The sequence below is a fragment of the Candidatus Margulisiibacteriota bacterium genome, assembly GCA_003242895.1.
Taxonomy (GTDB): Bacteria; Margulisbacteria; Riflemargulisbacteria; order GWF2-39-127; family GWF2-39-127; genus GWF2-39-127.
In genome coordinates, this window is the sequence record QKMY01000005.1 from 16,986 (window position 1) to 42,215 (window position 25,230).

21 protein-coding genes are annotated in these 25,230 nt (G+C 39.8%); 16 read left to right on the forward strand and 5 right to left on the reverse strand.

Annotated features, from left to right (window positions below; genetic code table 11):
• Positions 1-170 precede the first annotated feature (170 nt).
• Positions 171-785 (reverse strand): hypothetical protein, encoded by a 615-nt coding sequence (locus DKM50_00620; protein ID PZM84829.1) that lies wholly within the window; start codon positions 783-785, stop codon positions 171-173.
• 286 nt (positions 786-1,071) lie between these two features.
• Here DKM50_00620 and DKM50_00625 point away from each other — a divergent pair, with 286 nt between their 5' ends.
• The gene (locus DKM50_00625; protein PZM84830.1) at positions 1,072-1,890 is read left to right on the forward strand and encodes a hypothetical protein; all 819 of its coding nucleotides are present in this window, start codon (positions 1,072-1,074) and stop codon (positions 1,888-1,890) included.
• On the forward strand, positions 1,880-2,671 hold the full coding sequence (locus DKM50_00630) for a hypothetical protein (GenBank protein PZM84831.1): 792 nt from the start codon (positions 1,880-1,882) through the stop codon (positions 2,669-2,671). Before DKM50_00625 ends, DKM50_00630 begins: the two co-directional genes overlap by 11 nt.
• Here the strand turns inward: DKM50_00630 and DKM50_00635 are convergent.
• Entirely contained in the window at positions 2,668-4,476 is a 1,809-nt protein-coding gene (locus DKM50_00635) for a hypothetical protein (protein ID PZM84832.1), read from the reverse strand. The genes DKM50_00630 and DKM50_00635 overlap by 4 nt on opposite strands.
• Before the next feature lie 320 nt (positions 4,477-4,796).
• Between DKM50_00635 and DKM50_00640 the strand changes: the two genes are divergently transcribed.
• Complete coding sequence (locus DKM50_00640) at positions 4,797-5,144, forward strand: hypothetical protein (protein ID PZM84833.1); 348 nt, start codon at positions 4,797-4,799, stop codon at positions 5,142-5,144.
• A 128-nt stretch (positions 5,145-5,272) separates the two neighbouring features.
• Complete coding sequence (locus tag DKM50_00645) at positions 5,273-6,481, forward strand: PLP-dependent aminotransferase family protein (GenBank protein PZM84834.1); 1,209 nt, start codon at positions 5,273-5,275, stop codon at positions 6,479-6,481.
• On the opposite strand, the gene DKM50_00650 is transcribed toward DKM50_00645, so the two are convergent.
• Positions 6,467-7,939, reverse strand: coding sequence for a RimK family alpha-L-glutamate ligase (locus DKM50_00650; GenBank protein ID PZM84835.1), 1,473 nt, complete (start codon positions 7,937-7,939; stop codon positions 6,467-6,469). The genes DKM50_00645 and DKM50_00650 overlap by 15 nt on opposite strands.
• A gap of 466 nt (positions 7,940-8,405) precedes the next feature.
• On the opposite strand from DKM50_00650, the gene DKM50_00655 reads away from it, so the two are divergent.
• The 10 genes from DKM50_00655 to DKM50_00700 all read left to right on the forward strand — a co-directional run bounded on the left by DKM50_00655 (position 8,406) and on the right by DKM50_00700 (position 19,877).
• Positions 8,406-9,497 carry a CDP-paratose 2-epimerase gene (locus tag DKM50_00655; protein ID PZM84836.1) on the forward strand — a complete coding sequence of 364 codons (1,092 nt, stop codon included), beginning with the start codon at positions 8,406-8,408 and terminating at the stop codon, positions 9,495-9,497.
• The gene (locus tag DKM50_00660; GenBank protein PZM84837.1) at positions 9,494-10,813 is read left to right on the forward strand and encodes a TIGR04295 family B12-binding domain-containing radical SAM protein; all 1,320 of its coding nucleotides are present in this window, start codon (positions 9,494-9,496) and stop codon (positions 10,811-10,813) included. Before DKM50_00655 ends, DKM50_00660 begins: the two co-directional genes overlap by 4 nt.
• Complete coding sequence (locus DKM50_00665; GenBank protein PZM84838.1) at positions 10,785-11,957, forward strand: hypothetical protein; 1,173 nt, start codon at positions 10,785-10,787, stop codon at positions 11,955-11,957. Before DKM50_00660 ends, DKM50_00665 begins: the two co-directional genes overlap by 29 nt.
• 12 nt (positions 11,958-11,969) lie before the next feature.
• Positions 11,970-13,091: a hypothetical protein gene (locus DKM50_00670; GenBank protein PZM84839.1), complete on the forward strand. Its 1,122-nt coding sequence runs from the start codon at positions 11,970-11,972 to the stop codon at positions 13,089-13,091.
• Between the two features lie 27 nt (positions 13,092-13,118).
• The gene (locus DKM50_00675; protein ID PZM84840.1) at positions 13,119-13,553 is read left to right on the forward strand and encodes a DUF2267 domain-containing protein; all 435 of its coding nucleotides are present in this window, start codon (positions 13,119-13,121) and stop codon (positions 13,551-13,553) included.
• 501 nt (positions 13,554-14,054) lie between these two features.
• A complete protein-coding gene (locus DKM50_00680; GenBank protein ID PZM84841.1) occupies positions 14,055-16,460 on the forward strand; it encodes a phosphoenolpyruvate synthase in 2,406 nt (801 codons plus the stop codon).
• Positions 16,461-16,525: 65 nt separating this feature from the next.
• Positions 16,526-16,972, forward strand: a complete 447-nt coding sequence (locus tag DKM50_00685; protein ID PZM84842.1) for a DUF2267 domain-containing protein — start codon at positions 16,526-16,528, stop codon at positions 16,970-16,972.
• Between the two features lie 198 nt (positions 16,973-17,170).
• On the forward strand, positions 17,171-17,713 hold the full coding sequence (locus tag DKM50_00690; GenBank protein ID PZM84843.1) for a hypothetical protein: 543 nt from the start codon (positions 17,171-17,173) through the stop codon (positions 17,711-17,713).
• Positions 17,714-17,938: 225 nt separating this feature from the next.
• Entirely contained in the window at positions 17,939-19,381 is a 1,443-nt protein-coding gene (locus DKM50_00695) for a hypothetical protein (protein ID PZM84844.1), read from the forward strand.
• 112 nt (positions 19,382-19,493) lie between these two features.
• On the forward strand, positions 19,494-19,877 hold the full coding sequence (locus DKM50_00700; protein ID PZM84845.1) for a hypothetical protein: 384 nt from the start codon (positions 19,494-19,496) through the stop codon (positions 19,875-19,877).
• Positions 19,878-19,900: 23 nt separating this feature from the next.
• Here the strand turns inward: DKM50_00700 and DKM50_00705 are convergent, their stop codons facing one another.
• Entirely contained in the window at positions 19,901-21,229 is a 1,329-nt protein-coding gene (locus tag DKM50_00705; GenBank protein ID PZM84846.1) for an ATP-dependent 6-phosphofructokinase, read from the reverse strand.
• Positions 21,230-21,601: 372 nt separating this feature from the next.
• On the opposite strand from DKM50_00705, the gene DKM50_00710 reads away from it, so the two are divergent.
• On the forward strand, positions 21,602-24,022 hold the full coding sequence (locus DKM50_00710) for a hypothetical protein (GenBank protein ID PZM84847.1): 2,421 nt from the start codon (positions 21,602-21,604) through the stop codon (positions 24,020-24,022).
• A 107-nt stretch (positions 24,023-24,129) separates the two neighbouring features.
• Here DKM50_00710 and DKM50_00715 read toward each other — a convergent pair whose 3' ends face one another.
• Positions 24,130-24,414 carry a hypothetical protein gene (locus DKM50_00715; protein PZM84848.1) on the reverse strand — a complete coding sequence of 95 codons (285 nt, stop codon included), beginning with the start codon at positions 24,412-24,414 and terminating at the stop codon, positions 24,130-24,132.
• 90 nt (positions 24,415-24,504) lie between these two features.
• On the opposite strand from DKM50_00715, the gene DKM50_00720 reads away from it, so the two are divergent.
• Complete coding sequence (locus DKM50_00720) at positions 24,505-24,768, forward strand: hypothetical protein (protein ID PZM84849.1); 264 nt, start codon at positions 24,505-24,507, stop codon at positions 24,766-24,768.
• Positions 24,769-25,230 lie beyond the last annotated feature (462 nt).

Here is a 25,230-nt window from a genome sequence, read left to right on the forward strand (position 1 = left end):
TCTTAGAGTAAATAAGCTTTGCTTCTTTAGCCAGGGCTATCGCATACTAATTGAAACAAATGGAATTAACCCGCCCAACAGCATAAATGAGCTATTATTCTCTGTTGTCCCTCCCAGGAAGGGAGTGGAAATATCTATAGAAACCTGATAAATATTACAAAAAGAAAAAGTTAAGTAACGTCATTAAGATAATTATATAAGTTACCTTCAGGATAATCTTTTTCGCAGGTTATCTTATTCTCGCCAGGAGTAACAATAAACTTGTAATTTAGCAGATACGGGTTCGAAACTAACTCCGGGTTAACCTCATATCGAAAAATGATTTTGCCGGTCGTTCCATTATCCTCATAATCTATTTCCGCCAGTTTATGTGACTTATTATTAACCCACAGATACTGTTGCAAAACAAGAAACAGGTCCATGGTGACCCCTGCGCGCAATATATCATCTGTTGAAATATTTTGCCTAAATATAAGGACTTCTCCATCAACATTTACAAATAAGTTCCTTAAGCTTTCTTTTTGCTGTTCATATGTGGGGAAAATATCAGAGCGCATGATCTTCCCGGATGAAAAATCCAGTTGCCGGTGACCATCGGCAAGGTTCAATTGTGGACGCGCCATATCTTTATAGTTAATTACAACCAGCTTTGAATCATTAGTATTGCCATATCCACTGAGAGCTTTCACATTTGGCGAACAGAAACGTATGAATTTTAATTTAAGGTCATTGATGGTTGCCGAATATGGAACTTCATCTCTGATTTTTATAATTTTCTTATTCACCGGCCACTCACGTCCTTTACTTGTACTCTGCAGGGAACTTTATTAACCATTATTTTGTTTAATGTAACAGCACTATATGTTTTTAGAATATTTCGGCACTCACCAGAGCGCACTATCAGACTTTTTGAACACATAAATATATTGCAAAAATCCTCCAGACATTGCATCGATAATATTTGTTGTATGTAAATAAACTGGCGGGGCCTACAAATACTTTGAAATACAGCTCTATATTTGTTAGAATAATCTACACCGTCACTTAATCTGCTCTAAAAGAAATATAACTATGGAACTTATTACTTCCGATGGAATTAAAATAAACTTTGAAGTCTCCGGAAAAGGAAAACCGGTCATCTTTATTCATGGCTGGACCATGGACCAATCCGTTTATTTTTACCAACAGAAAGAGCTCAAAGAGTATCAGATAATAACCGTCGACCTAAGAGGTCACGGAGCTTCCGATAAAAGTGAACCGATAGACCTGTCGTTTCCTAGAATGGGCAAAGATATCGCCGAACTAATATCCAGCCTTCCAATAACTAGCCCGGCCATTGCCGGCTGGTCTATGGGCGTATCAATCATTCTTTCATCGATCGACACGTTACAGCCGCTTGCCGGTTCATTTATTTTCCTGTCCGGCACTCCTAAGTTCATAGCCGGAGATAACCTTTCATTTGGCATGCGGGCAACAATAGCGAATCGATTAGCTGACAATATAAAAACCGACTACCAACCGGCTCTATCTAATTTTTATCAACTTATATACCATTCCGAATGCGTCAATAAGGAAGAGAAAAAAATGCTTGAGTCACTCTTTAACAAGCTCCCCGGCTTAACTCCGCAAACCGTAGCACAAAAGACACTTGAACACCTCTACGAAGCAGATTACAGAGACCTTCTCAAAAAAATATTGGTGCCGACTCTGATCATTTCTGGTACACTTGACAAAATTTGTTCTCCAGCCGCCTCTGAATATATGGCTAAGCTTATTTCGAACTGCGCATTTGAACCTATACCCGATGCCGGGCACATGCCTTTTCTTACGAAATCAGAACAATGCAATACGATTATAAAGGATTTTTTAAACCACCTATATGCGCCTTGAACAGATAACAAATAACTTCTCTAAAAAAGCTTCAAACTACAACTCCAAAGCTGTAATGCAAAAAGAGATAGCTGAAAAGCTCGCGTTATTTTTACCGGATAAAGAGTACAAAACTATTCTAGATGTCGGATGTGGGACCGGGTTCCTCACAAAACTCCTCCGACAAAAATATCCAAACAGTACAATTATCGGCGTAGATATTGCGCCCGCAATGATCGAAATTGCAAAAGAAAACGTTCCCGATGCCGAATTCCGATGCTGCTCGATCTACGAAATAGAAGACCTCAAAAATCAATTCGACCTGGTTGTATCGTCATCTGCACTTCACTGGATGCATGATCTATCTGAATGTTTTGCCATACTTCACGATATCCTTGTTCCCAATGGAGAAATAATTACCGCCATCTTTGTAGACGAATCACTTTTCGAATTAAAAGACTCGTTCAATTATGCTTACGAAAATACCAGGATCAAAAAGAAAAAACACGTCATAGATTTTCCCAAAAGCCAAGAAGTCATCGAAGACCTCTCGAAGAAGTTCGAATTACTCTTCAACGAAAAAATAGCCTATTTTCTCAATTATTCCTCCGCAAAAAACTCAATAAAGGCCATTCGCGAAATAGGTGGAAATTATTCATATCTGTACAACCAATCATTTACTGAAAGAAAAACTATCTTTTCAACCGTTTTCACTTATTATGACAAAAAATACAGAGGAACAGCTGACACAGTAATCCAAAGCTGGGAGATACTAATGCTCGGAGCAAAACGCAATGGCTAAAAAGGTTTCTGTTTCAAGATCTCGCCCTGAATCTCTGACTTTTTTTTCTGTACCTGTTTAAAAACGTTATTTACCTGAGCGTTCCACTCATTTTTTAGCCGGTTATAATTACTATTAACCTGTTTTTGTATCGATTGATATTCTGATTCCAACTCATTGATCTTCGGCGCAACTTCTTTATCCCACTGCTGAGAGAGTTGTCCTTTAATTTTTTGAGCCTGCACTTGCAGTATTCCTTTTGAAGCACGTTGAAAGAGAGCATCGAGATTAGTATCGATAAATACTTTCTTTCCATCCTGCCGGATGTTGATACGATAATCCTTTGTACTGCTCAGCATAGCGTAGAGTATCTGGTGAAAAGTATTTTTGGCATCATAGGTACCGGATGGCACGAAATCTGCATTGTTTGCTTTCACAACAACATTCGAGTTTATCGAGCCATTGGCATAATCGAGCAATCCACGGAAAATAAGCTTTCCTGAAGCAACGTCAAAAGGAATATACGTGGGATCCCAATATCTTTTTGCCAGGGGCAGGTTATCACTTGCTGCCGCGAGGTGAAATACCCTCCTGTTTTTCCGGTAATCAAGGAACCCATTGATACGAACCGTGCCCTTAACATTCGCCCTCACCGAGTTAATAACAAAAGTCGTTGGAATGTTTCGAATATCCTGATCGGATGTCACTTCTTTAATCACTCCATTAAAACTTATCCGATAATTTTCCGTGGTAAGGCTATCTACATTGAACTGCCCGGAGAGGTTTAAGGTTTTGATCAAAAATTTTGGCTGAGCTCCCGGAACAGGCAAAAACTGTTTTTCAAGTCTTGTAACTAATTTCTCGATTACACCGGGTTTTCTTTGTTTAACCCTTTTTTTTACTTCCCGGTACATTTCATTATATTGTTTCACCGAATCAATATATGCCATATATTTTTCTCCGATTATCCGGTTAAAAAGATTCGGAACAGTTGATTGCGCTAATGAAACTTTGTTTTTAATTGTCGCAATATCCTTCCTACTCTGGAGTTTCACTTGAGTGATATCCTTCTCTATTTTTTTAAAATCATTTTTCACAATATAGTTTAATGTCGTAATGGTAGTCTGGAAATTTCTGATATCGCTATTTAACCTATCTAATTGCTGGTAATATTGAGTATATTCCTGAAGGCTCTGTGGACTTGTGCGGGATATACGGTCCCATCTCGACTGAATGTTTTCTAGTTTTCCTGGAATGTTCGTACTGGCGATTTGTTGATTTACTGTCTCAGGTAGAAGTTTTATTGCGCTTGAAGACTGATTTAGCTTCTCAAAAGTTTTAAGCGAGTTTAGGTCGACAATATCGTTAAGATGTAATCTTTTTGAAATCTGACCTAAAGAGTAATATTTCTTTAACTCTTCCAGGCTCGGCAAGGTTGTTCCTTGTGTTTTTCCCGGCATTACAACTGCAAGAGTAGCTCGTTTTGTAGCGAATCGAAGATCGTCAATATTCATCGTATCGATTAAATAGTGAAACCGAAGCACTGATGAGGTATCATAGGTAAGCTTGCAGTGCTTAAAACTCGCAAGGTTCCTCATCGGATTGTTACGATCTCCGATTTGGACATTATACAGGTCCATTGTATGGTTGCGCAGTGATAACCGGAGATCTCCGATATCAACCTTAGCTCCCAGGATTTCTTCCCCGTTTCTGGCAATTCTCGATTTTACAATTTGATCAAGCAGAAGGAAACGAAAGACAATAATCCCAGCCACGATGATAATAAGGAATAATACAAACCCGTATATTTTTTTCATAGCCAGCATCCATTGTTTATCTTATATCATTCTTACAATAAATTAAGGTCGGTACATTATGCTGGGACATTATAGACAATTCTAGCCATTAGACAAGGTCCGGAATACCCGCCGGGAAGCTGTCACAGGTTGTTATTATTACCTTTAAACTAAGACTATTCTGAGGTAAACTCATAGTAAGGCTCCTGGTATAATTTTCTGTCCATATCAGACAGACTCCTTAGGAGACCCTTTTATCTATTATTTTGCCCTAACAAAAAGCTACTTTCCGAATAGTTCCAGGTGCGGAACTGGAAAAAGTTATTTAAAAAATCAAGGAGAATTTGTCAATGAAAACGATAACTGCTGATAAAAGTTTGATTGCTGCTTGCGGGCTTTATTGCGGCGCTTGCAAACGATATTTGAATGAAAAATGTCCCGGCTGCAAAAAAAATGAGAAAGCGACCTGGTGCAAAACCAAAAGCTGCTGCAGCGAGAATAATTATTCTAGTTGCGCGGATTGCAAAACAGTTTCCGAAGCTAAAGATTGCAAAAAAGTAAACAATCTTATCTCAAAGTTTTTTAGCTTGATCTTTCGCTCGAACAGGCTTGAATGCATAAATATTATCAAGAAAAACGGCTATGATAAATTCGCCCGGGAAATGGCAGAGAAAAAAACAATGACCATAAAAAAATAAAGCGCCTGCATTGGAAAAAAACTATTAGCCTGCGTACGGTCATTAGAGTAGAATATAAGCAACAGATAATTGGGTGCAGCAAAAAGTTAGCAGAAAAAGCAAAAAATTACCGAATCAAGGAGTAAGCTATGAACCACCATTTTTCACGAAGAATGAATAACGCTCACAAATCATTTATTCGGGAAATATTAAAGGTAGGCGAGAATCCTTCCGTAATTTCGTTTGCAGGAGGGCTTCCTAATCCTGACCTTTTTCCCATAAAAGAAATACAGGAAGCGTGCAATAAGGTACTTACAACCGGCGGTGCCGATGCCCTGCAATACAGCACAACCGAAGGATATCTGCCGCTCAGGGAATACATAGCCGGACGCTACCTAAAACGCTTCGGGCTTACAGTTGACCCTGCCGAAATACTTATAACGAACGGTTCCCAGCAAGGCTTGGACTTGCTGGGGAAAATATTTATCGATGAAGGAGACAATCTCATTATCGAACAGCCGGGATATCTGGGGGCAATTCAGGCATTTACGGCGTATACCCCTAATTTCTTCCCGGTTCCGCTTAATGAAGATGGCATAGATATCGCAACTTTCTCTGAAACAGTAGCAACCGCCAAAGCCAAGTTTTTTTACTGTGTTCCGAATTTCCAGAATCCTTCCGGGATAACCTATACGAAAGAATGCCGGGAACAGGTAGCCCGCATACTCGACAAATCAGACACACTCCTGATCGAAGACGATCCTTATGGAGAACTGCGGTTCATTGGGGAACCCAGCCCTACGTTCAGAAGCTATTTAGGAACTAAAGCAATAATTTTAGGAACCTTTTCAAAAATCGTTGTACCATCATTTCGGCTTGGCTGGGTCTATGCTCCCAAACGGATCATGGAAAAGCTTATCATCGCGAAACAAGGAACGGATCTCCATACGAATTACTTTTCACAAAAGATAGTGTCCCAGTATTTACAAGACTATAACATTGATGATCATATAGAAAAAATTAAAGTAGTTTACAAAAAACATCGCGATACAATGATCCGAATGATCGAACAGCATTTCCCGTCAGAAATAGAATATACCAAACCTGAAGGCGGCATGTTCTTATGGGTCACATTGCCGGCAGGACTTACTTCGATGGCGCTGTTTGAGAGAGCATTAACAAAGGATGTCGCCTTTGTTCCCGGAAATCCGTTTTTTGTAAATACCAAAGGGAACAACACGTTACGGCTGAATTATTCGAATGCTAATGAAGAAATGATAGAAAAAGGCATAAAAAAGCTAGGAGAAGCCATAAAGGAACTCATAACAAGTCAGGCAAAAACTCTATGTCCCGCTTAAACCATGTTTTCTGTACTCAATTCGTTTAAGGAAAACTTTCATAATTTTTAAATACATTTCCGCTTTGATGACGGCATCTTCGACACCGGAATCAATCGTCGGATTATCGTTAATTTCAATGACATACAGCTTACCCTCGATCTGCTTGATATCCACACCATACAGCCCATCTCCGATGAGATTCGCCGCTTTCAGTGCAATACTCACCACCTCTTTTGGCGAATCCTCAACAGCTAAGGTTTCGAAATCACCATAAATACTTCGCCCGGAAGAAGTACGCTTAACAATCTGCCAGTGTTTATCAGCCATATAGTATTTGCATACATATAACGGCTGTCGATCAAGGACCCCAACCCGCCAATCAAACGTTGTAGGCAAAAACTCCTGCGCGATTATCATATCCGATTCCTCAAGCATCAACTTCACTTTTTCTTTAAATTCTCTCTCATCGTCAACTTTTATTACCCCCAGAGAAAAAGAGCTATCAGGCAATTTCAGCACACAGGGAAACCCGAGCTGATGTTTGACCGGGGAGACATTCGCATTATGAAGAATGACAGTCTTTGGTGTGTTAATTTTATGCCGTTTTAATAGCTCAGACAGGTAAACCTTGTTCGTACAGCGCAATATCGACTCAGGATCGTCAACAAGCACCAGACCATCTCTCTCCGCCTGTCGCGAAAACTTATAGGTATGATGGTTTACCTTCGTCGTTTCCCGAATAAAAAGGGCATCAAACTGAGCAATCCTTCCCAGATCATTTTTTCCAATAATTTCCGGTTCCAATCCCACTGTTTTTGCAGCTCTCAAGAATTTTTGCATAGCCTTGGGGTTTGATGGACTATCCTTCTCTTGGGAATTAGCAAGTATCGCTATATCATACCGATAGAATTCTCTTCTTGGCCGATTACAGCGGCGATTATCGAAATACTCCCTTGCGGCAAAGACAATGAATTCACGATGGTGCTCAGGAATATCACTCACCGATAAAGGTTTAATAGTTTGAAGATGCCACTTATTATTACTGCAAACAAAACTGGCACGCAAAAGCGGCGCTTGAAATACATAAAAAAGTTGAACGCTTAAACGTTCATATATCTTAGCAACAGTCCTTGCAAAATAAATACTGATCGTAAATTTAGTTGATTTAATATGCCGCAAGCTCTTCTGGATAAGTTGGTCAAGTTCATCTGAAATAAAGCGTATTACCGGCTGTGAATTCATATCAAGGATATTGCTGATCTCAGGTAATGGCTTATGCGCACGCGCTGCAGCTAACAACGAGACATAGTAACCGATACTCTGGTATTGATATGATCGGCAAAGATTAAAAACCCTCGTCCGGTTAAACTCACTGAAATCATCCTTGCGCAAGTATTCCCTTGCAGAAATAACTACAACTCCAGGAATATCTATCGGCCAATCTTTAGGATTGTTAACAACAACTAATATCTGCATAAACCAGTTTCATAACTATAGACACTTAATTAGGCAATAATTTTAATAACTTTTTAAGATAAAACCTTCAGTCTTAACTGTTTTCAAATCCCGTTTAATTATCATCTGACTAAGCCACCTGTTGCCAGGCCTTATTCTATACGAAAAGTCTAATAAACAAAAGAAGCAATATAAGTCACAAACAGCACTTGCAGTCAGGCGGATAATTTAAAAAAATATTTTGCTTTTTTTAACACAAAAATTTGTGCTGGAAAAAAATATTTTTTTGATGTATTTTATGCACAAATTAAAGACAATAAAAATGTTCATTTATGATAAAGCAATATTATTATTACTATTAAAACAAAAACAATACTTAGGTTACCTCGTTATCGACAATAGTGACAAATGAAATCGATAATGTAGCGTGTTCGCGCAAACAGATCGAACATAATGCGTAAAATGACGATCAATAAGAGGTAACTGAATGAGTAAGCTGCTAAACATACCGAAACAGCACACACCGAAACTCTGCACCCTCATCACCGGCGGGGCCGGCTTCATCGGGATCAATTTATCGCATCGGCTTCTCAAATCTGGAAAGCCAATACTCATTTTGGACAACCTTTCGAATCCATATGCAGAACAAAATCTAAAATGGCTTCGTGCCCTTCATGGAGACACCGTTCAGACACTAACAGCAGATATCCGGGACAGAGATTCTTTGCATGACGCCATACAAAAATGCGACGAAATCTTCCATCTTGCTGCCTACGTTAAGCTCGGGAAAGATCTGGCTGAGCCGATGAACGCCTTCGAAGCAAACTGTTGCGGGACCTTGAATATATTGGAAGAACTTCGATCCCAGAGTAAGCCAATCCCGCTATATTTTGCTTCTAACAAGGAAATCTATGGATCTCTTGCCGATATTGCACTAAGGAAAAACAAAACAAGATATGAGCCTGAAAATATTTTTTTTGCGTTAAATGGCATAAGCGAAAATCGACCTCTGGACTTGGAAAATCCGATAGCCTGCTCAAAAGGAACAGCAGATCAATATATCATGGCCTATTCAAGGAAGTTCAATATACCGGCGATAGTCTTTCGTCTGAGTACTGTTTATGGGTATCACCAATGGTACGGCAACTGGGTAACACAAGGTATCATAAGTACAATAGCCGGAATCCAGGAACATGGGGAATGGGATTTTCTGCAAGTTACCGATTTGCTGTTCATCGACGACCTCATTGACGCGTTTTTCTTAGCGAGAACGCATATCAGTAAGATGTCCGGACAGGCCTTTAATCTTGGCGGCGGACCGGACAATACAATAAGTGTTATAGAATTTCTCGATCTTATCCAAGAAATGTTCCACCCGCACCATCCAATTATTGTAACTGATACCCCGAGAAGCCGGGATCAGGCATATTACGCGACTGATTATTCCCATTTTAACAGTAATACGGGATGGCATCCTAAATTTGACATTAAGCACGGACTTGAAAGGGTCTATGGCTGGTTGCTCGAACGAAGGAATGAAATCCCGGCATTAATAAACGTCAGGAGCGCCACATTATGAAATTTGCACTTATTAATCCTCATTGGTCATTTAAAGGAAGCATCTATTTCGGTTGTAGAGAGCCCCACCTGCCTATCGAATACGGCTACGCAAAAACTCTCTTGGAAAAGAAAAAACATGAAGTCCTCATTATTGATTGCCATAGGGAAAACTTGTCAGTAATGGAGTTACGGAACAAAGTCATTACCTTCAACCCCGATTATATAGTGATAACAACCGCACCCACGTATCTTTATTGGCGATGCACACCTCCGGAGCTGACGGCCCCGATTGAAACTATCGAGGCTATCAAAGACCTTGATTGTATCAAAGTCATTGTCGGCCCACATGGATCAGTTACCCCAGTGACAACACTTCGCAAACTGGGTGCAGATATAGTCATTATAGGAGAATGCGAAGAAATAATCCCATTGCTGAATGACAAAAACCGCAACAAATGGAAAGACATCCACTCTATCTGCTATAAAGACAGAGACCAAATCTTCGTAACCGGGGGACCGCATGCGTCAAATATGAGCTTATTACCCCCGATCATATGGTCCAAAGCAACCCTCGACCAATATCGGCATCAGCATCACCGTTTTGACTCCAACGAATCCAGTAGCGGCGCTGAACTTGAAGGCTCAAGAGGCTGCCCGTACAACTGTTTATTCTGCGCTAAAGATAACTTTCGGAACAGGTATCGAAAAAGACCACTCACAATTGTACTTAAGGAACTGGATAATCTCATTAACAATGGAATTGAATACATCTATTTTATCGACGAAATATTTCTTCCCGACAAAGAATTACTTTCGGCCCTCATAGAAAGGAACATAAAATTCGGTATGCAAACAAGGATCGATCTCTGGAACCGGCAAACGATCGATCTTCTTAACCGGGCAGGATGCATATCGATGGAAGCGGGAATTGAAAGTATTAGTGAAAAGGGACAGTTAATGATTAATAAGCAATATATAATTTCAACTGAACAGGCAACAGAATACCTGATATATGCAAAAAAAAGAATACCGTTTGTACAAGCCACCTTAATTGACTCCAGACTCGACAGTCAGGAAGCTATTGAGAACTGGAGGCAATACTTACAGCACTTCGGCGTTTGGGCAAACAAGCCCTATCCGTTATTTCCCTATCCAGGCTCGGCAGAGTACGCAAAAATGTGGGGAGACCCTGATATGCAGGCCTGGGAACGTGCCCAGGAATACTATCATAATACCTATACGGAGTTTAATGACTTACAGGAAGAGCATTTTCTTCATTTATCAGAGCGGGAAGTGAGGTCGATACATGAACAACGCATGCGCATTACCAATTAAACGAATATTGATGACCGGAGAAATAACCAGCACTATCTGGACATACATGATGGAGCTAATCAAAGCACTCGATGAATATAACATTGAAGTAGTTTTGGCAGCGATGGGAGGGCTTCTTCCTGATGAACAAAAAGAAGAAATAAAAAAATTAGCAAACATCAAGGTATATGAAAGCAATTTCAAGCTTGAATGGATGGAAAAACCATGGAAAGACCTGGAAAAAGCCGGCAAATGGCTGCTTATGCTGGAAAAGCTAACGAAACCGGACATTATACACTGCAATAGCTATGTATACGGCGCACTTCCCTGGCACAATCCGGTTGTACTCGTAGGACATCCATATGTACTCCACCAACTCGCACTCCAGGCAGACGTCACCAAAGAACACGAAAAATACTATCAGCACGTACAAAGCAGTCTGGACAAAGCCGCGTCTATTGTCGTACCAACAAAACAGTTACTGTTTATGCTCGAAAAAAAATTCGGGCAATTAAGCAGAGCACGCATCATTAGATACAGCAGGAATCCCTCACTTTTTCCACTTGGGAAAAAAAATCCGTTCATTTTTTCTTCTGAAGAGACATGGAATGATATTCCCTCTATTGAAACGCTGAACAATATAGCGCCATCTCTGAATTGGCCAATCTATATAGCTAAAAATAGCGATGTCCCAGGAGAGAAACCTAACCCTTACCGCAACCTGTTAATCCTGGACCGGTTATCCTCAAAGCTCGCACGTTCCTGGCTAACCAGCGCAGCTATCTATGTTCTGCCATCAGGCAATGAATCCTTCGGCTTCTCAGTTCTCGAAGCTGCCTTGTCCGGATGCGTACTGGTATTGGGAGATACCCCGTCTCTCAGGGAGCTGTGGGGTGATTGCGCTGTTTACGTTGCTCGCAATGATGAAGAAGGATTAAAAACAACACTAAAATTCCTTATAACGAGCAGGGACTTTTGCCAGAACATAGCTGCACGCTCTCACAAACAGGCACTCGAATATATTCCCAAAAATATGGCAAAAAGTTATATTTCTTTATATCAGGAACTCAATATAGCACGTTACCAGAAATCAACGCTCACGATAAAACAAGATACTCCCCAAAAATACTGTGTCACTCAGCAGGCTACTTGTTTAAGCGCATAAAAGGAGGGATTTATGTTTATAAGCGATCCTGATTTAAATGAATTAGCTACCTATACAAGGGCCCAGGGGGCCATAAGTATTTATATTTACACTCCGCCCGATGAAAGCTTACAAGGATTCCGGACACGGCTCCATAGCTTTGGCGATGGCATAAGAAAAGAATCGGCCCAGTTTAATAATAGAGACCTTACCTTGCTCGTTCGAAAGTTTGAAGAGCTGGAACAACAATTTGTTGATAATCACGTTGAGAAAAAAGCGAGGACCTATTGTTTATTCTGGTCACCAGATTATTTCAAGCTTATCGAAGTACCTGTTAAGCTCAAGGAACAATATCGAATAAATCAAAGTTTTTATATTTTCCCAATACTGGGTCCGCTCCAACAATTTGAGCGCTTTGCAATTCTGGTATTTAACAAAAAAAAAGCTCGCATTTACAACTATTATCTTGAAAAAATCAAAGAGGAACAGTATATCGAGCATGATTATGTCATGCCGAAAACCAGACCCCCCGATGCCTATAAAGACAAGGTATTTCTAAATAAGCTTGATGAGGAATATAATCGGCATCTGAAAGAGGTATCGATTTCATTATTTAATTATTTTAAAGAAAACAAATTCGACAGGTTACTGATTGCTTCGCAGCAAGACAAGATCAACGATATCAAGCCTCACTTGCACTCCTACCTTCAACAAAGTCTTGTAGGGGAATTTGTCGCAGATGTTAATGATACCATCTCCATAATACAAGAAAAAACAGAAGAAACTGTCAATACCCATAGAAAAACAAAAGAAAAGAACCTGCTCAACCAGTTAAATCAGGATTTAGGCCGCCGGAAGGCTGTGTACGGCGCTCATGATGTCGTTGACGCGCTGAGGGAGAAAAAAATCAAAGAAATCTACATTTCCCCGGATTTTCATATTAGCGGATACGCCTGTCCGGAAGAACATTTCTTCTCAGTTGATTATATCGGCGAGAAAAAATGTGCGCCTGACAACTCGGCAATGAAAAAAGAACAAAACTTAGAGGAAGATATTGCACAGGAAGCTTATCAGCAAAACGCAAAAATTGTTTACATCTTTTACCCGGACGAAGAATTTAGCAAACATAATATCGCAGCTACCTTAAGATATTAACGTATAAAAAACAAGGAGGGATTCTCTATGAGCATGACCGGATTAGGAGTTTTTGATACAACCGTACAAAAATCAAACTTATGGTTAAAATCGATTATGGAAGAATTGGATTGGAACGACAAACATAAAGCATACCTGGCACTGAGAATAGTACTGCACACATTGAGAGACCGGCTCACGTTCGAAGCGGTAGTCGAGTTCGGAGCACAGTTGCCGATGCTTATCCGTGGGCTTTATTATGAAGGGTGGGAACCGGAAGGGAAACCAATTAAGTATAAGCACAAGGAAGATTTCCTGGCACCGGTTGTCAGTCATTTTCAAGATGATCCGCTACTGGATGCAGAGAGGGTTGCGCGTACGGTTTTTGATGTCATTGCAAAAAACGTCTCGGAGGGTGAAGTAAAAACAATAAAAAATCTTCTCCCGAAAGATCTTAGTAGCTTGTGGCCAAAAGCTGCGTAAATAGAGCGGGCTGGTTAGTTGTCAGTTATTAAGACTACTTTGTATTTTCAATAACTGACAGCTGGCTAATCCCTAAATCTCTGAACTGCATAATCGATATCGGTCTTAAGAAAATCCCGTAAAGCGTTTTTCTTGAGCTTATTGATATTTTATTATATTTTTTGAATTGGGTACGGATATCTCAACAATCTGGCATACCACCCAAAATATATGATCAAACATTATATAAAGATATGATAATTTAGTGGATTGACAAAGATAATCCAAGATGATACCTTTGTCCGCACGTAAGAAGGCGTGTCACGATGAATATTCTTTATTATTGTTAAATTATTCCTGCCATTTTGCTTTTTACCAGATAATAACAGGTAAACACATAAAAAATGAGATTAATTGATAAACAACCTCGCAGTCATTTCTACCCCTGCGCAATGTCGCAACAAATAACGGACGTTTATAGTGGTTTCATTGAAAGGCATTCATTTGAAAGGAGAAAGAAAAATGATCAACCGAAGTAATTATACTGAATGGTTCGAACATATCGGTGCAGATGATGTCAATTTTGTCGGCGGGAAAAATGCCTCTCTGGGAGAAATGATCAGCTCATTAGGAAATCAGGGGATACAAGTTCCGGGAGGATTTGCAACTACCGCTACGGCGTATTGGGTTTTCATTGATGCGAATGATCTCCGGGGAAGAATCTCAGAACTGCTGGATAACATGAAAAACCAGCAGAAATCGCTTGAGGACACGGGCAAAGCAATTCGAAGACTATTTTTAAACGCAATGATTCCCGAACATCTCTCCGTGGCCATTAGAAATTCGTATAGAGATCTGGGGACTAGATATGGCAAAGAAAACGTTGATGTTGCAGTAAGGAGCAGTGCCACAGCGGAAGATCTCCCCGGAGCAAGTTTTGCAGGGCAACAGGAGACCTTTCTAAATGTAACAGGAGAGGATGATCTGATGGATGCCTGTAAGCGATGCTACGCGTCCCTCTTTACCGATCGAGCCATAGTTTATCGCGAAAATCAGGGCTTTGATCATATGAAAGTCGCACTTTCAATCGGCATCCAGAAAATGGTTCGCGCTGACAAGGCTGGCGCAGGGGTAATGTTCACTCTTGATACTGACACCGGGTTTCGAAATGTGACCATGATAAATGCTTCCTGGGGTCTGGGAGAAAATGTAGTCCAGGGAAAGGTAAACCCTGATCAATATACCGTTTTCAAACCTTTACTCGACAAAGACAATTTAAGACCGATCATTGAAAAAAACTTGGGAACCAAGGAAATCAAGCGGGTATATTCTACATTCGGTACTCAGGCGACCAAAGATGTTAACGCATCGAAACAAGAGCAGCAAAGCTTTGTCCTTAATGATGACGAAATTCTGACGCTGGGAAAATGGTCTGTCATCATTGAAAAACACTATAACCGGCCAATGGATATAGAATGGGCTAAAGATGGCGAAACCGGCAACCTCTATATAGTTCAGGCCCGGCCTGAAACCGTACAATCACGCAGAAAAACAGGCTACGCAAAAATATATACGCTAGCCGAAAAAGGCAAAAAGATAATAAAAGGACTAAGCATCGGGCAGGCAATTGCTTCGGGCAAAGTGAAAGTGATTAGAAGCCCTCACGATATGGACCAGTTTGAAGATAAGGATATTTTAGTAACCGGGATGACAGATCCGGACTGGGTTCCAATAATGAAAAGGGCCGCTGGCATTATCACTGATCAGGGAGGCAGAACGTCACATGCAGCGATTGTTAGCAGAGAGTTAGGAGTTCCCGCTATCGTCGGCACAGAGAATGCAACGCACGTCTTAAAAAATGAGCAGGAAATAACTATGTCCTGTGCCGAAGGAGAAGAGGGTTATGTCTATGAAGAACGGCTCCATTATGAGATATCAGAAATAAATTATAATGATCTGCCACGAGTAGAAACACCTCGTATTCTGATAAATATTGCCAGTCCCTCCGAAGCTTTTAACTGGTGGCAATTACCGGTCCGGGGAATTGGTCTGGCGCGGATAGAATTCATTATAAGCGATATTATCAAAATCCACCCGATGGCCCTTGCCCGGTTTGAGCAGATTGAGGATAGGGATATACGAAAACAGATTGAAAAACTAACAACTCTTTATCCGGACAAATCAGAATATTTTATAGATCACCTATCACGCGGAATCGCCAAAATAGCAGCTTCACAGTATCCACACCGAGTTATTGTAAGAATGAGTGATTTCAAGTCAAATGAATACGCCAACCTAATCGGCGGAAAATTATTCGAATATTCTGAGCCAAACCCTATGTTGGGATTTCGAGGAGCTTCTCGCTACTATAACGACCGCTATCGTGACGGATTCGCGTTAGAGTGCATGGCGGTAAAACGAGCTCGCGATGTTCTGGGGCTTTCAAATATAGCCATAATGATCCCCTTCTGCAGGACATTGGAAGAAGCAGACAAGGTACTAAACGTACTCTCGGCAAATGATTTGAACAGAGGCGAAAACGGTCTCCAGATTTTTGTAATGTGTGAAATTCCATCGAACGTTATTCTGGCAACCAGGTTTGCAGAAAAATTTGATGGATTTTCAATAGGAAGTAATGACCTTACCCAGCTTGTTCTGGGCGTTGATAGGGACTCCGCAGAACTATCAGGGCTATTTAACGAAGAAAACGATTCAATAAAAATAATGATCCGGGACCTTATTAACAAAGCCCATCAGGCAAACCGTGAAGTGAGCATTTGCGGACAGGCCCCGAGCGACCTTCTTGATTTTGATACGTTCTTGGTACAGGCAGGTATAGACTCAATTTCTATCAATCCGGACAGCTTCGCAAAAGTGATTCAACGAATTGCAGAAGTGGAACAGGGTCGAAGGCTCAAGGTAGCATAATAAATAATTTCCGGATCCAGGAAAAGCAGCTTGGTTAAATAAAATCAAAAACGGGGGGATATGCAATGGATGAACATGGGATTTGTGCAAATACAATAAAAACAGCGAATGAATGGTTAACTTTTATAATGAACGAGTTAGGCTGGGAAGATAAAAGAAAATCTTATATGGCATTATATTTGGTACTTCAAGCCTTACGAGACCAATTGAATACCGATGACGCAGCAGAATTCGGAGTTCAGTTGCCGATGCTTATCAGGGTACTCTATTATGAAGGGTGGAATACAAATCTTAAGAATAGGAGACCGAAAAGAAAGGACTTTTTTCTCTCTATTAAGGAACAATTTAAAGATAGCAAGGAGATCAAACCGGAAACAGTTGCCAGTGCCGTGTTCAAGCTATTATCAAATCGCGTCTCAGTAGGAGAAATCAAAGATATAAGAAAGTTATTACCTTATGAATTGCGCAAATTATGGCCCAAAGAAGAGCTGGCCAGGTATCAGGCTGCTTAATTATGATTAAAAAATTAAGAAATAAAGGAATTAATGATATAATATAATTGTCATGCAGCACCCTATTAATATATTATACGATGCAAATATGCCTCTATTACGAGTACATAGCGCATTAACTCATCACAGCATGGATTATAGCTTTACCAATTACACGCTATTTGCGCATATTTTTTAGCTGATTTTGGAGGATAGTCGATGATAAACTCTGTAAATAAATATTCAAATAATTTCGTCCCAAACGTTATAGGCGAAATAAAAGAAGATGCAAAAAAATGGATTGTCCTTATTAACGAAACCAGAGAATTTCTCAATTGTCATATTCAGCAACAAAAAGATAACGGGCACTGGAACACGATAAATACGAATTTCAAATCACTTATTATGTATGCCCTGAATTACTTCAGTCGAGGGAAGGATGAGTTATCAAAAATAACCAACGAAACATTGACTGACTTTACTTCTGAACATGCAAATAGATTAAGAAAATTAGCCGAATTGGCACAAGATCTGGAAAAAGACTTTGAACAATTATGGCAACAAAAATACTTGCAAAATGAATATCGCAAAAAAAATATCCGTATACTCGAGACTCTCTACAACAAAACCAAAGGCATGGCTGCCGACATGACAAACCTTGCCCAATTGGCATATCGGATGGAAAACCGACTTAACCTTGATCATGGTCCAGAAAACACAAAGGAAGAAAGCAAGTCAAAACCCATATTCTTTAGTCTATAACAATCAATATCTCATAATCCCGGCGCGACACCAGCTTGGAGTATGAAAATAACTTTTTTAACACTAAACGCATGTCGTAGGGGCATAGCGCACTATGCCCCATATACTTAATAGATCCCTTTATCCCTCAAGCTACCTGACTACAATAAAAACCATAATTTCAAATTGAACATTTTTCAAAATTATGATTAACTTTCCCCAATCTTTAAGGTAATAATTAGAACTATGAAGAAACTCGTCCAAAACATTAGCATCACAAATTCAGAATCTATTTTTTTGAAAAAGAAAACCTTATCATTTGCAGAAGCCTGCTCTCGATTAATTTCAAAGAACCCTTTACTCACATGTATAGTTACGGCTTTCATTATGATGAGCTGGCCCTTTGTTTATTATCCGTTAACTGACGGAGATGTTGCTCATTGGATAAAGGTTGCCAACCATGTAAGAATTAACAATCTGTTTCTTACCTCAATTAATGATCAGACACATGGCCCGATTCTCTCTTGGGCATCAGGAATCATCACGAAAATAGCTCCGCATTCGTTCTACAGCTATGCGTTATGGGATATTGTCCTGGGTCTATTTGGAATATGGTTAATTTACTTCTTTTCATACAAAATCTGGCATAACCGCAAAATTGCCCGATTAAACGCGGTGATCCTTTCATCAAGCTTAGCTTATATCTATCTCATCAGAACCCCGATGTACGACTTTACTTCAGCTATTTTTTATTTTGCTTTTGCCGGAATGTATCTCCTTTATATCCTTGAAAAAGACGAAACAAACCGATACTTCCTTTTATCATTACTCTTCGTAGGTCTTGGCAGTCTCAGCCGCTTTTCAATATGCTTGGGCCTCGCTGAGATCTATATGGTCCTCGTATCGCTGGCATACAAGCGTAAGTTCACGCTTATTATTCGCGACGGGTTTTTAATTTTTTTACTCCCGTTGCTGTTCAATCTACCCTGGATCATCGGACAAACACATGTCTACGGGAACAAATTCCTCTCTGATTTTTTCTATGATAATTTTGGAAGATATATCAAAGAGCCAGGCACAAAGTCTGAGATCAACAAAGATTTTTACGCATTTCCGCTCTATGTCATTGTAGGTATGCTTCCCTTTACTAGTTTACTAGTTGCCTCTTTCTTCAGAAAAACATTTCTTCAGCGGATACGACAGCAAAAAGTATACCAAGCACTAGTAGCCGGATTCCTGCCTGGTCTTATAATATTTTCGTTATCAGGCCACCCCAAGCTCGGACGATATATATCATTTGTTTTTCCCTTTGTATCAATGCTTTTAGGCCATACTTTGTATATATATGATCTAAGAGACAAAAAATTATTAAAAAAAGTCGGATGGATAACCTTAATAATTATGATACTGATTGCAATTATCTTCTTAGTTGTCATTAAACATTTTCTTTTTGAAGCACAAGAAGGCTCACTCTTAACCGTAGGGTTAATAACGTTAGTGTTTTCTATGTTAGCCGTGATGTATTATGTTATCAAATATAAGCCGGACTTACTGACAAAAAAACCTGAAACAATTCTATTCCCAATAGCCTTACTTTATATGGGATTCTTTACAATTTTAACATACGAGACACTTCATGTAGGATTCTTATTAGCTATCAGACAAGAAATACTTAGCATTATCAAATAACTTTTCACAGATAAGTTATTCGATATAATATAAATACAAATAAATTTATGTTTAAAAATAAATTTATGCGGGAAATGATAGAAAAGGGAAAAAGATCGAAAGGATATTGAAAATGGTACTTAGCAAAAAAATAAATTATGAAGTTCTGGCTAATAATAACGATGTAAAACTAGAAGGAGTTGTTGAGACTGCCAGGGCTGTATGCCACGAATTGTGCCAACCGCTTCAAGGTGCTTTAACCTTCGTAGAACTCCTCCTCCAGAATATGCCAAAAGAGAACAATCTTTATGACTTCTCAATCAATATTAAACAAAACATTGATGAAATTGCAAATATAACCCGCAAATTAAATAACATTACAAAATATGAAATCAAAGAATATGTTGCCGGGGTAAATATAATTGATATTCATAAAGCCAGTTCAGATTTTCCCAGCAATAGCATTATGATAAAACCTTTTCATTGCAATGTACATAAAAAAATCAATTCGAAATAATCAATTCTCGAAAAAACTAATAATCAGACCTTATTTTTCATCAAAATAGGCTGTCTTGTTGCCTCTAGAACATCTCTCCACAAGCTGCTTTCAGGATTAACATAATTCCGCTGTAAGACTGCCAATTTAATTGGGATATGAACAAAACAATTATTAACCTGACTGATGAGGATCTTTGTTTTCCCTGCCATTGCTGCGTGAACAGCATGACTCCCAAGTCGAGCACAATAAAGAGAGTCACTGGGTATAGCCGGTGCACTTCTAATTATATAACTCGGATCAATATACTTGAGATTTATCTCGATATTCTGACTTTTAAAATAATCAATAATTTTTTTCTTCAAAAAGATACCGATATCACCCAGCTTTTTGTTCCCAGACTCATCTTTATCGTTTGTTTGTTCAAGCAACCCCTGTCCAGCACCCTCTGCTACCAGGACTACTGCGTGGTTTCGTGCTTCAACCCGTTTCTTTAACAGGGATAAAAGACCGTTATCTCCCTCGATATCAAAAGGAACTTCAGGAATAAGTACAAAATTCACGTCGTTCATAGCCAGTGCAGTGTATGCAGCAATAAAACCTGACTCACGGCCCATTACCTTCACCACGCCGATACCATTAATAGCGCTATCAGCCTCTATATGAGCGCTGCTTACAGCTTCAACGGCCTTAGCAACTGCCGTTTCAAATCCAAAAGACTGCTGAACAAAGCTCAAATCGTTATCAATCGTTTTCGGGATCCCGACAACTGCAATCTTCAGTCCCCTTCGCTCTAATTCTTCGGCAATAAAAAGCGCACCTCGTTGGGTTCCATCCCCACCAATAGTGAAGAGCATATTAATATTTAATCGCTCAATTGCATCTACGATATCATTTATTCGATCTCCTCCTCCACGCGATGAACCGAGTATCGTTCCTCCCATCTGGTGGATATCCTTTACAATATGGGGATTAAGGTCCATGGTCGAAAGATTATACTCCGGCAAGAACCCCCGGAATCCAAATCTTATACCAGTCACCCGCCGGACACCATATCGATACCATAACCCGCGGACTATCGCCCGGATAACGTCGTTCAATCCAGGACATAACCCTCCGCACGTTACAATTCCCGCATGAACATGCCCTGGGTTAAAATATATCTTTTCCCGAGGCCCAGCCTGCTCAAGCAAATTATCTTTTCTATAGGCTTTTGAATGGTCATCGGCTTTGGCAGTAATATTATAGATAATGAAATCATCATCATTAACAAAATCCGCCTCATTATCACCACTATTATTTGAAAAAAGAATTGGTGAATTTATTCTGGGAACTCCAAGCGATGGAATACTAAAATCAAAATGATCTAACATAATAAAATCTCCCAAATTATCTACACAGGATTTTAAACATATCTATTTTATTACTTTACTATAACTAGTACAAGTAAAAAAGTATCTTTCCACAGGGCTATCGCATACTAAAATTCCATCCCTGAATGCCCTTATCAGGGATCTATAAACTATAACCTATAATAGGCCTAATTCCAGCGTCGGTACGAAAATGGCCAAACAGACAATCAGGAGTTGTAAAAGTCCCCAAAAAGCACCTATGTTTAGTAATAAATTTCCAAGAAATATGCATATAGATATAATTTGTTACGATATATTAATATAAATAGGATTATCTCCTAATTATGTCATTAGGAGTAAGAATATAAACATATTAATGATAAGGAAAACTCGATGAACATTTTCATAACCAAATTGATTTGTTTTACAGATGCAGTCTCTACTCAAACACTAACAGAAAAAGCCTTCGGAGTGACCGAAGAGGTTCATGCCCGGGCACTTTCTGCGATGGAGTTATCAGCTAAGGCGAGAAACCTTTATTCCCATATAGCTCAAAACAGGATAATCGGCCTGGTGCCTGATATGGGGTTTAATCGGGACGGACAGGAGACAAAAGAAATCGGTTTAAATTCTGACAAGTCTATGTTATTGCACCCGGAAAGTTATAGCGCGTTTATCTTGTATTCAATCCTTACCAAGTTAATAAATGGCTCAGTAATGTACCTTGGCGATCCTGGGACAGGCAAGACCAGTATGGCAATGATGATGGGAATGGCAGCAGGCAGAGAATATAACCAGCTCAAAAAAGAAGTCGTCCATGGACAACCTCAATTAACGATCAGTGATCTATTCGGGAACCTGAACCTGGCAGAGTATCAGAAAGGCGCTGTTAAAGCCATATTCCATGAACGAATAACTAATCAACAAGCCGACCTGATCATTGACGAAATTAACCGTATCCCGACCAAGACCCAGTCCGCAATTTTGAATCTGCTGGCAGAAAAATATGTAGAATTGTTTGGGCAGGTAATGGATGTTAATGACAGGGCCATATTTGCCACGATGAACGATAAGAACGGTGGCGGGACCTATGATCTGATAGATGCCCTGCGTGATAGATTTAATATAGCTGTAATGGCCTATCCACGTAATTATACCTATACAGGAATAACCACTCCTGATAATACCTCCAAATTCCCGGAAGAGTATATTTTCAAGGCGGATGAACTCAATACCCTAAGAACTCAGATTGAAGGCCTAAAGGTATCCAGTGATGCACAGCGCAGACTGCAGTTTTTCTTATCAATACTCAATACAGCGGAAAATGCCGCAAATATGCCTGAACACGGATACAAGGCAAATGTGTCCGGCTCAGGAGTAAAAAGTTCCTCGGTGTTCAACAGCAAAGGCCATGATGACGCAAAAAAATATCCAGGAGCTTTGATTGAAGGAACCGTGAGTGACCGCTTTCTGCGGTCAGTGCTGCATTATGCAAAAGCACTGACGTGGTTCAGGGGTAAGGAGCAGTGCGATACCGAAGATATTGCGGCGGTAATAACCCCAGCGTCGCTGCATCGGTTTACACCTTCTCCGCACTTTGAAAAGATTGATCTAATGTACAAATATGATGCCTGGGAGAGAAGCCGGTATTTGTGGCAACAGGCTATGGATAAATATGATACGAGGTATCCCGGCAAACAGGAGACGGTAAGCGAAATAAAGAGCGTATCTCAATATTTTAGCGATGAACAATATGAACAGGCATCGGCATACGATAACTACTGGGACCTGAAGGATGCAGTCGAGGAACTGCCGGACTCCGGCGGGAAGTTGTCAGTAATTTATAAATCTATGGAAGAGTTTGCGAAGGATCATCTGGAGGGTTCTGAAGGACTGGAAGAACTGCTGGCCATGAAACTATTGTTTTACGAACACTATGGGCAGGTGCTGGATGGCAAGGCACTCCAAAATATCATCACCGAGACAGCTACACCTTCGCAAGTAAAGGAAAAAGTTGTTCAAAAAACGAGTCCGGTAGCAGTAACGAATAATATTGCTAATACTGATAGCGCTAGTATGAAATATGTTAAGATTCCCGGCGGCAATAATATCCAGTTTGGTTCAACCGAATTTGATGATAACCCAGCGCATACAGTGAGCCTATCACCATTTAGTATAAGTGAGACTCCTGTTACCCAAGCGATGTATGAGCAGGTAGTGGGAAGCAACCCATCCAGCTTCACAAAAACAAATGATAAAATCAAGGCCGCTGGAATAACAGATACTGGCAAACATCCAGTAGAGAAAGTCAACTGGAATGAAGCGAATATATATGCCCAGAAGTTGTCATTACTGGCAAATGATATAGATGCCAAAATAAAAAAAGATATTAAAGATTTGTGTCCGGACGATTATAACAAATATGTACTAGAGCATCCCGGGAAAGGTTTGTACCGGTTGCCAACGGAAGCGGAATGGGAGCATGCAGCACAAGATGAAGGAGATGAACCCTGGAGAGATCAGAATAGCGGCGACAGAACGCACAGTGTGGATGAAGGTAAGGCAAACAAATACGGGCTAAAAATGAGGGGAAATGTATGGCAGTGGTGTGCTGATACGTGGGATAGAGAATTTTGGAAGACGACGAAAGGACAAGACCCAGTAAATCTGAGCACACGCGGTTCCCGTGTGGTCCGCGGCGGTTCTTGGAGCCTTAGCGATGATGACCGCTTTCGCGCCGCGTACCGTGGCAGCTACGATGCGAATGATCGTCTCAGCAATCTCGGCTTCCGTCTCGTCAGAACTGGTGAGTAATACTTTGTCCTTTTACTTTTTTACACTTTGAATAGAATTGCAACTTTTTTCTATACTGAAAAATCTGTTGGAAGCAAAATATATCCGAAATAAAAAAGATCATCTGATCAAAAACAATATTTTTCAATTAAATCAAGCAGATGTTCCGGAACATCCTGGAAAAAAGAATCGAAAGTAAGAGGCTGGTATTCAGGATCAATTTTGTATCTATAAAGTGAATAATGATTATCGAACACAACAGGAGGCAATATAAGGAGTTGAGGGTTAACATTTGGAAAATCTTCATTTAGTATTTGTAACGGAGTATTCCATTTTTTGCCACTATTTTTCTTATCATATTGAACCAGATTTGTTTGTTGGCTGCTTGGGTAAAGAAATCTTTTTTTGAACATTGTCGCCTCCGGGCTTCAAAAAACGGCGTTTATCAATGCCATTTATTAGCTTTCGTGTTATAATAATTCTATCAATAAAAGGAGTTTTTTATGGAAACACAAGTACTAAGCCAAATCCTTGAACAACTTAACAAGCTTACCACGAAAGTCGATAATATCGATGTTAAAGTGGATAAACTAGGTCTTGAATTTGAAGAGCATAAAAGTGATATCAAGTTGGTTGCTGAAGGTCATTCCATTCTTAATCGGAAACTCGATGAACAGGCTGAAGTACTTAATGGCATTGATAAACGCCTGCAAAACGTTGAAAACCAAGTTATTTCCCACGAACAAAAATTACGACTCATTAAGTAGCACCGACGACACCGCTGCGGCCCATAGCACGGATTGTTGGCCCTTGCCTCATCTCGATGCTGTTTCGGCTACGTTAATATGCTTCAAAACATTTATATTTTGCTTTTATTGCTCGTAAATCCTTGCTCTTTTCCCATACGCTTACGTTCCTTGATTTTATTGTTCCGTTTCAAAACTCTATATACCGTTATAGCCGCCACTCCAATATCGTATTGATGTTTCAAGTTAGTAGCAACCATTTCTTCTAATCCTCGGCATTCTATTATTTTATTTTCTAGTTCTTCTGAGGTTTTATTAGGGCTATTATGGGTATATCCACGGCAGGTTCCTTTCTTTTAGTAAGTTCGCACTCACTATTATAACCCCAACTCCTAAACAGAGAACTATAGCAACTCAAAAAAACATTGTAGTGATATTGAAAAATAGAGGAGAACAAGAATCACCTAATTGGTGAGAAAATAT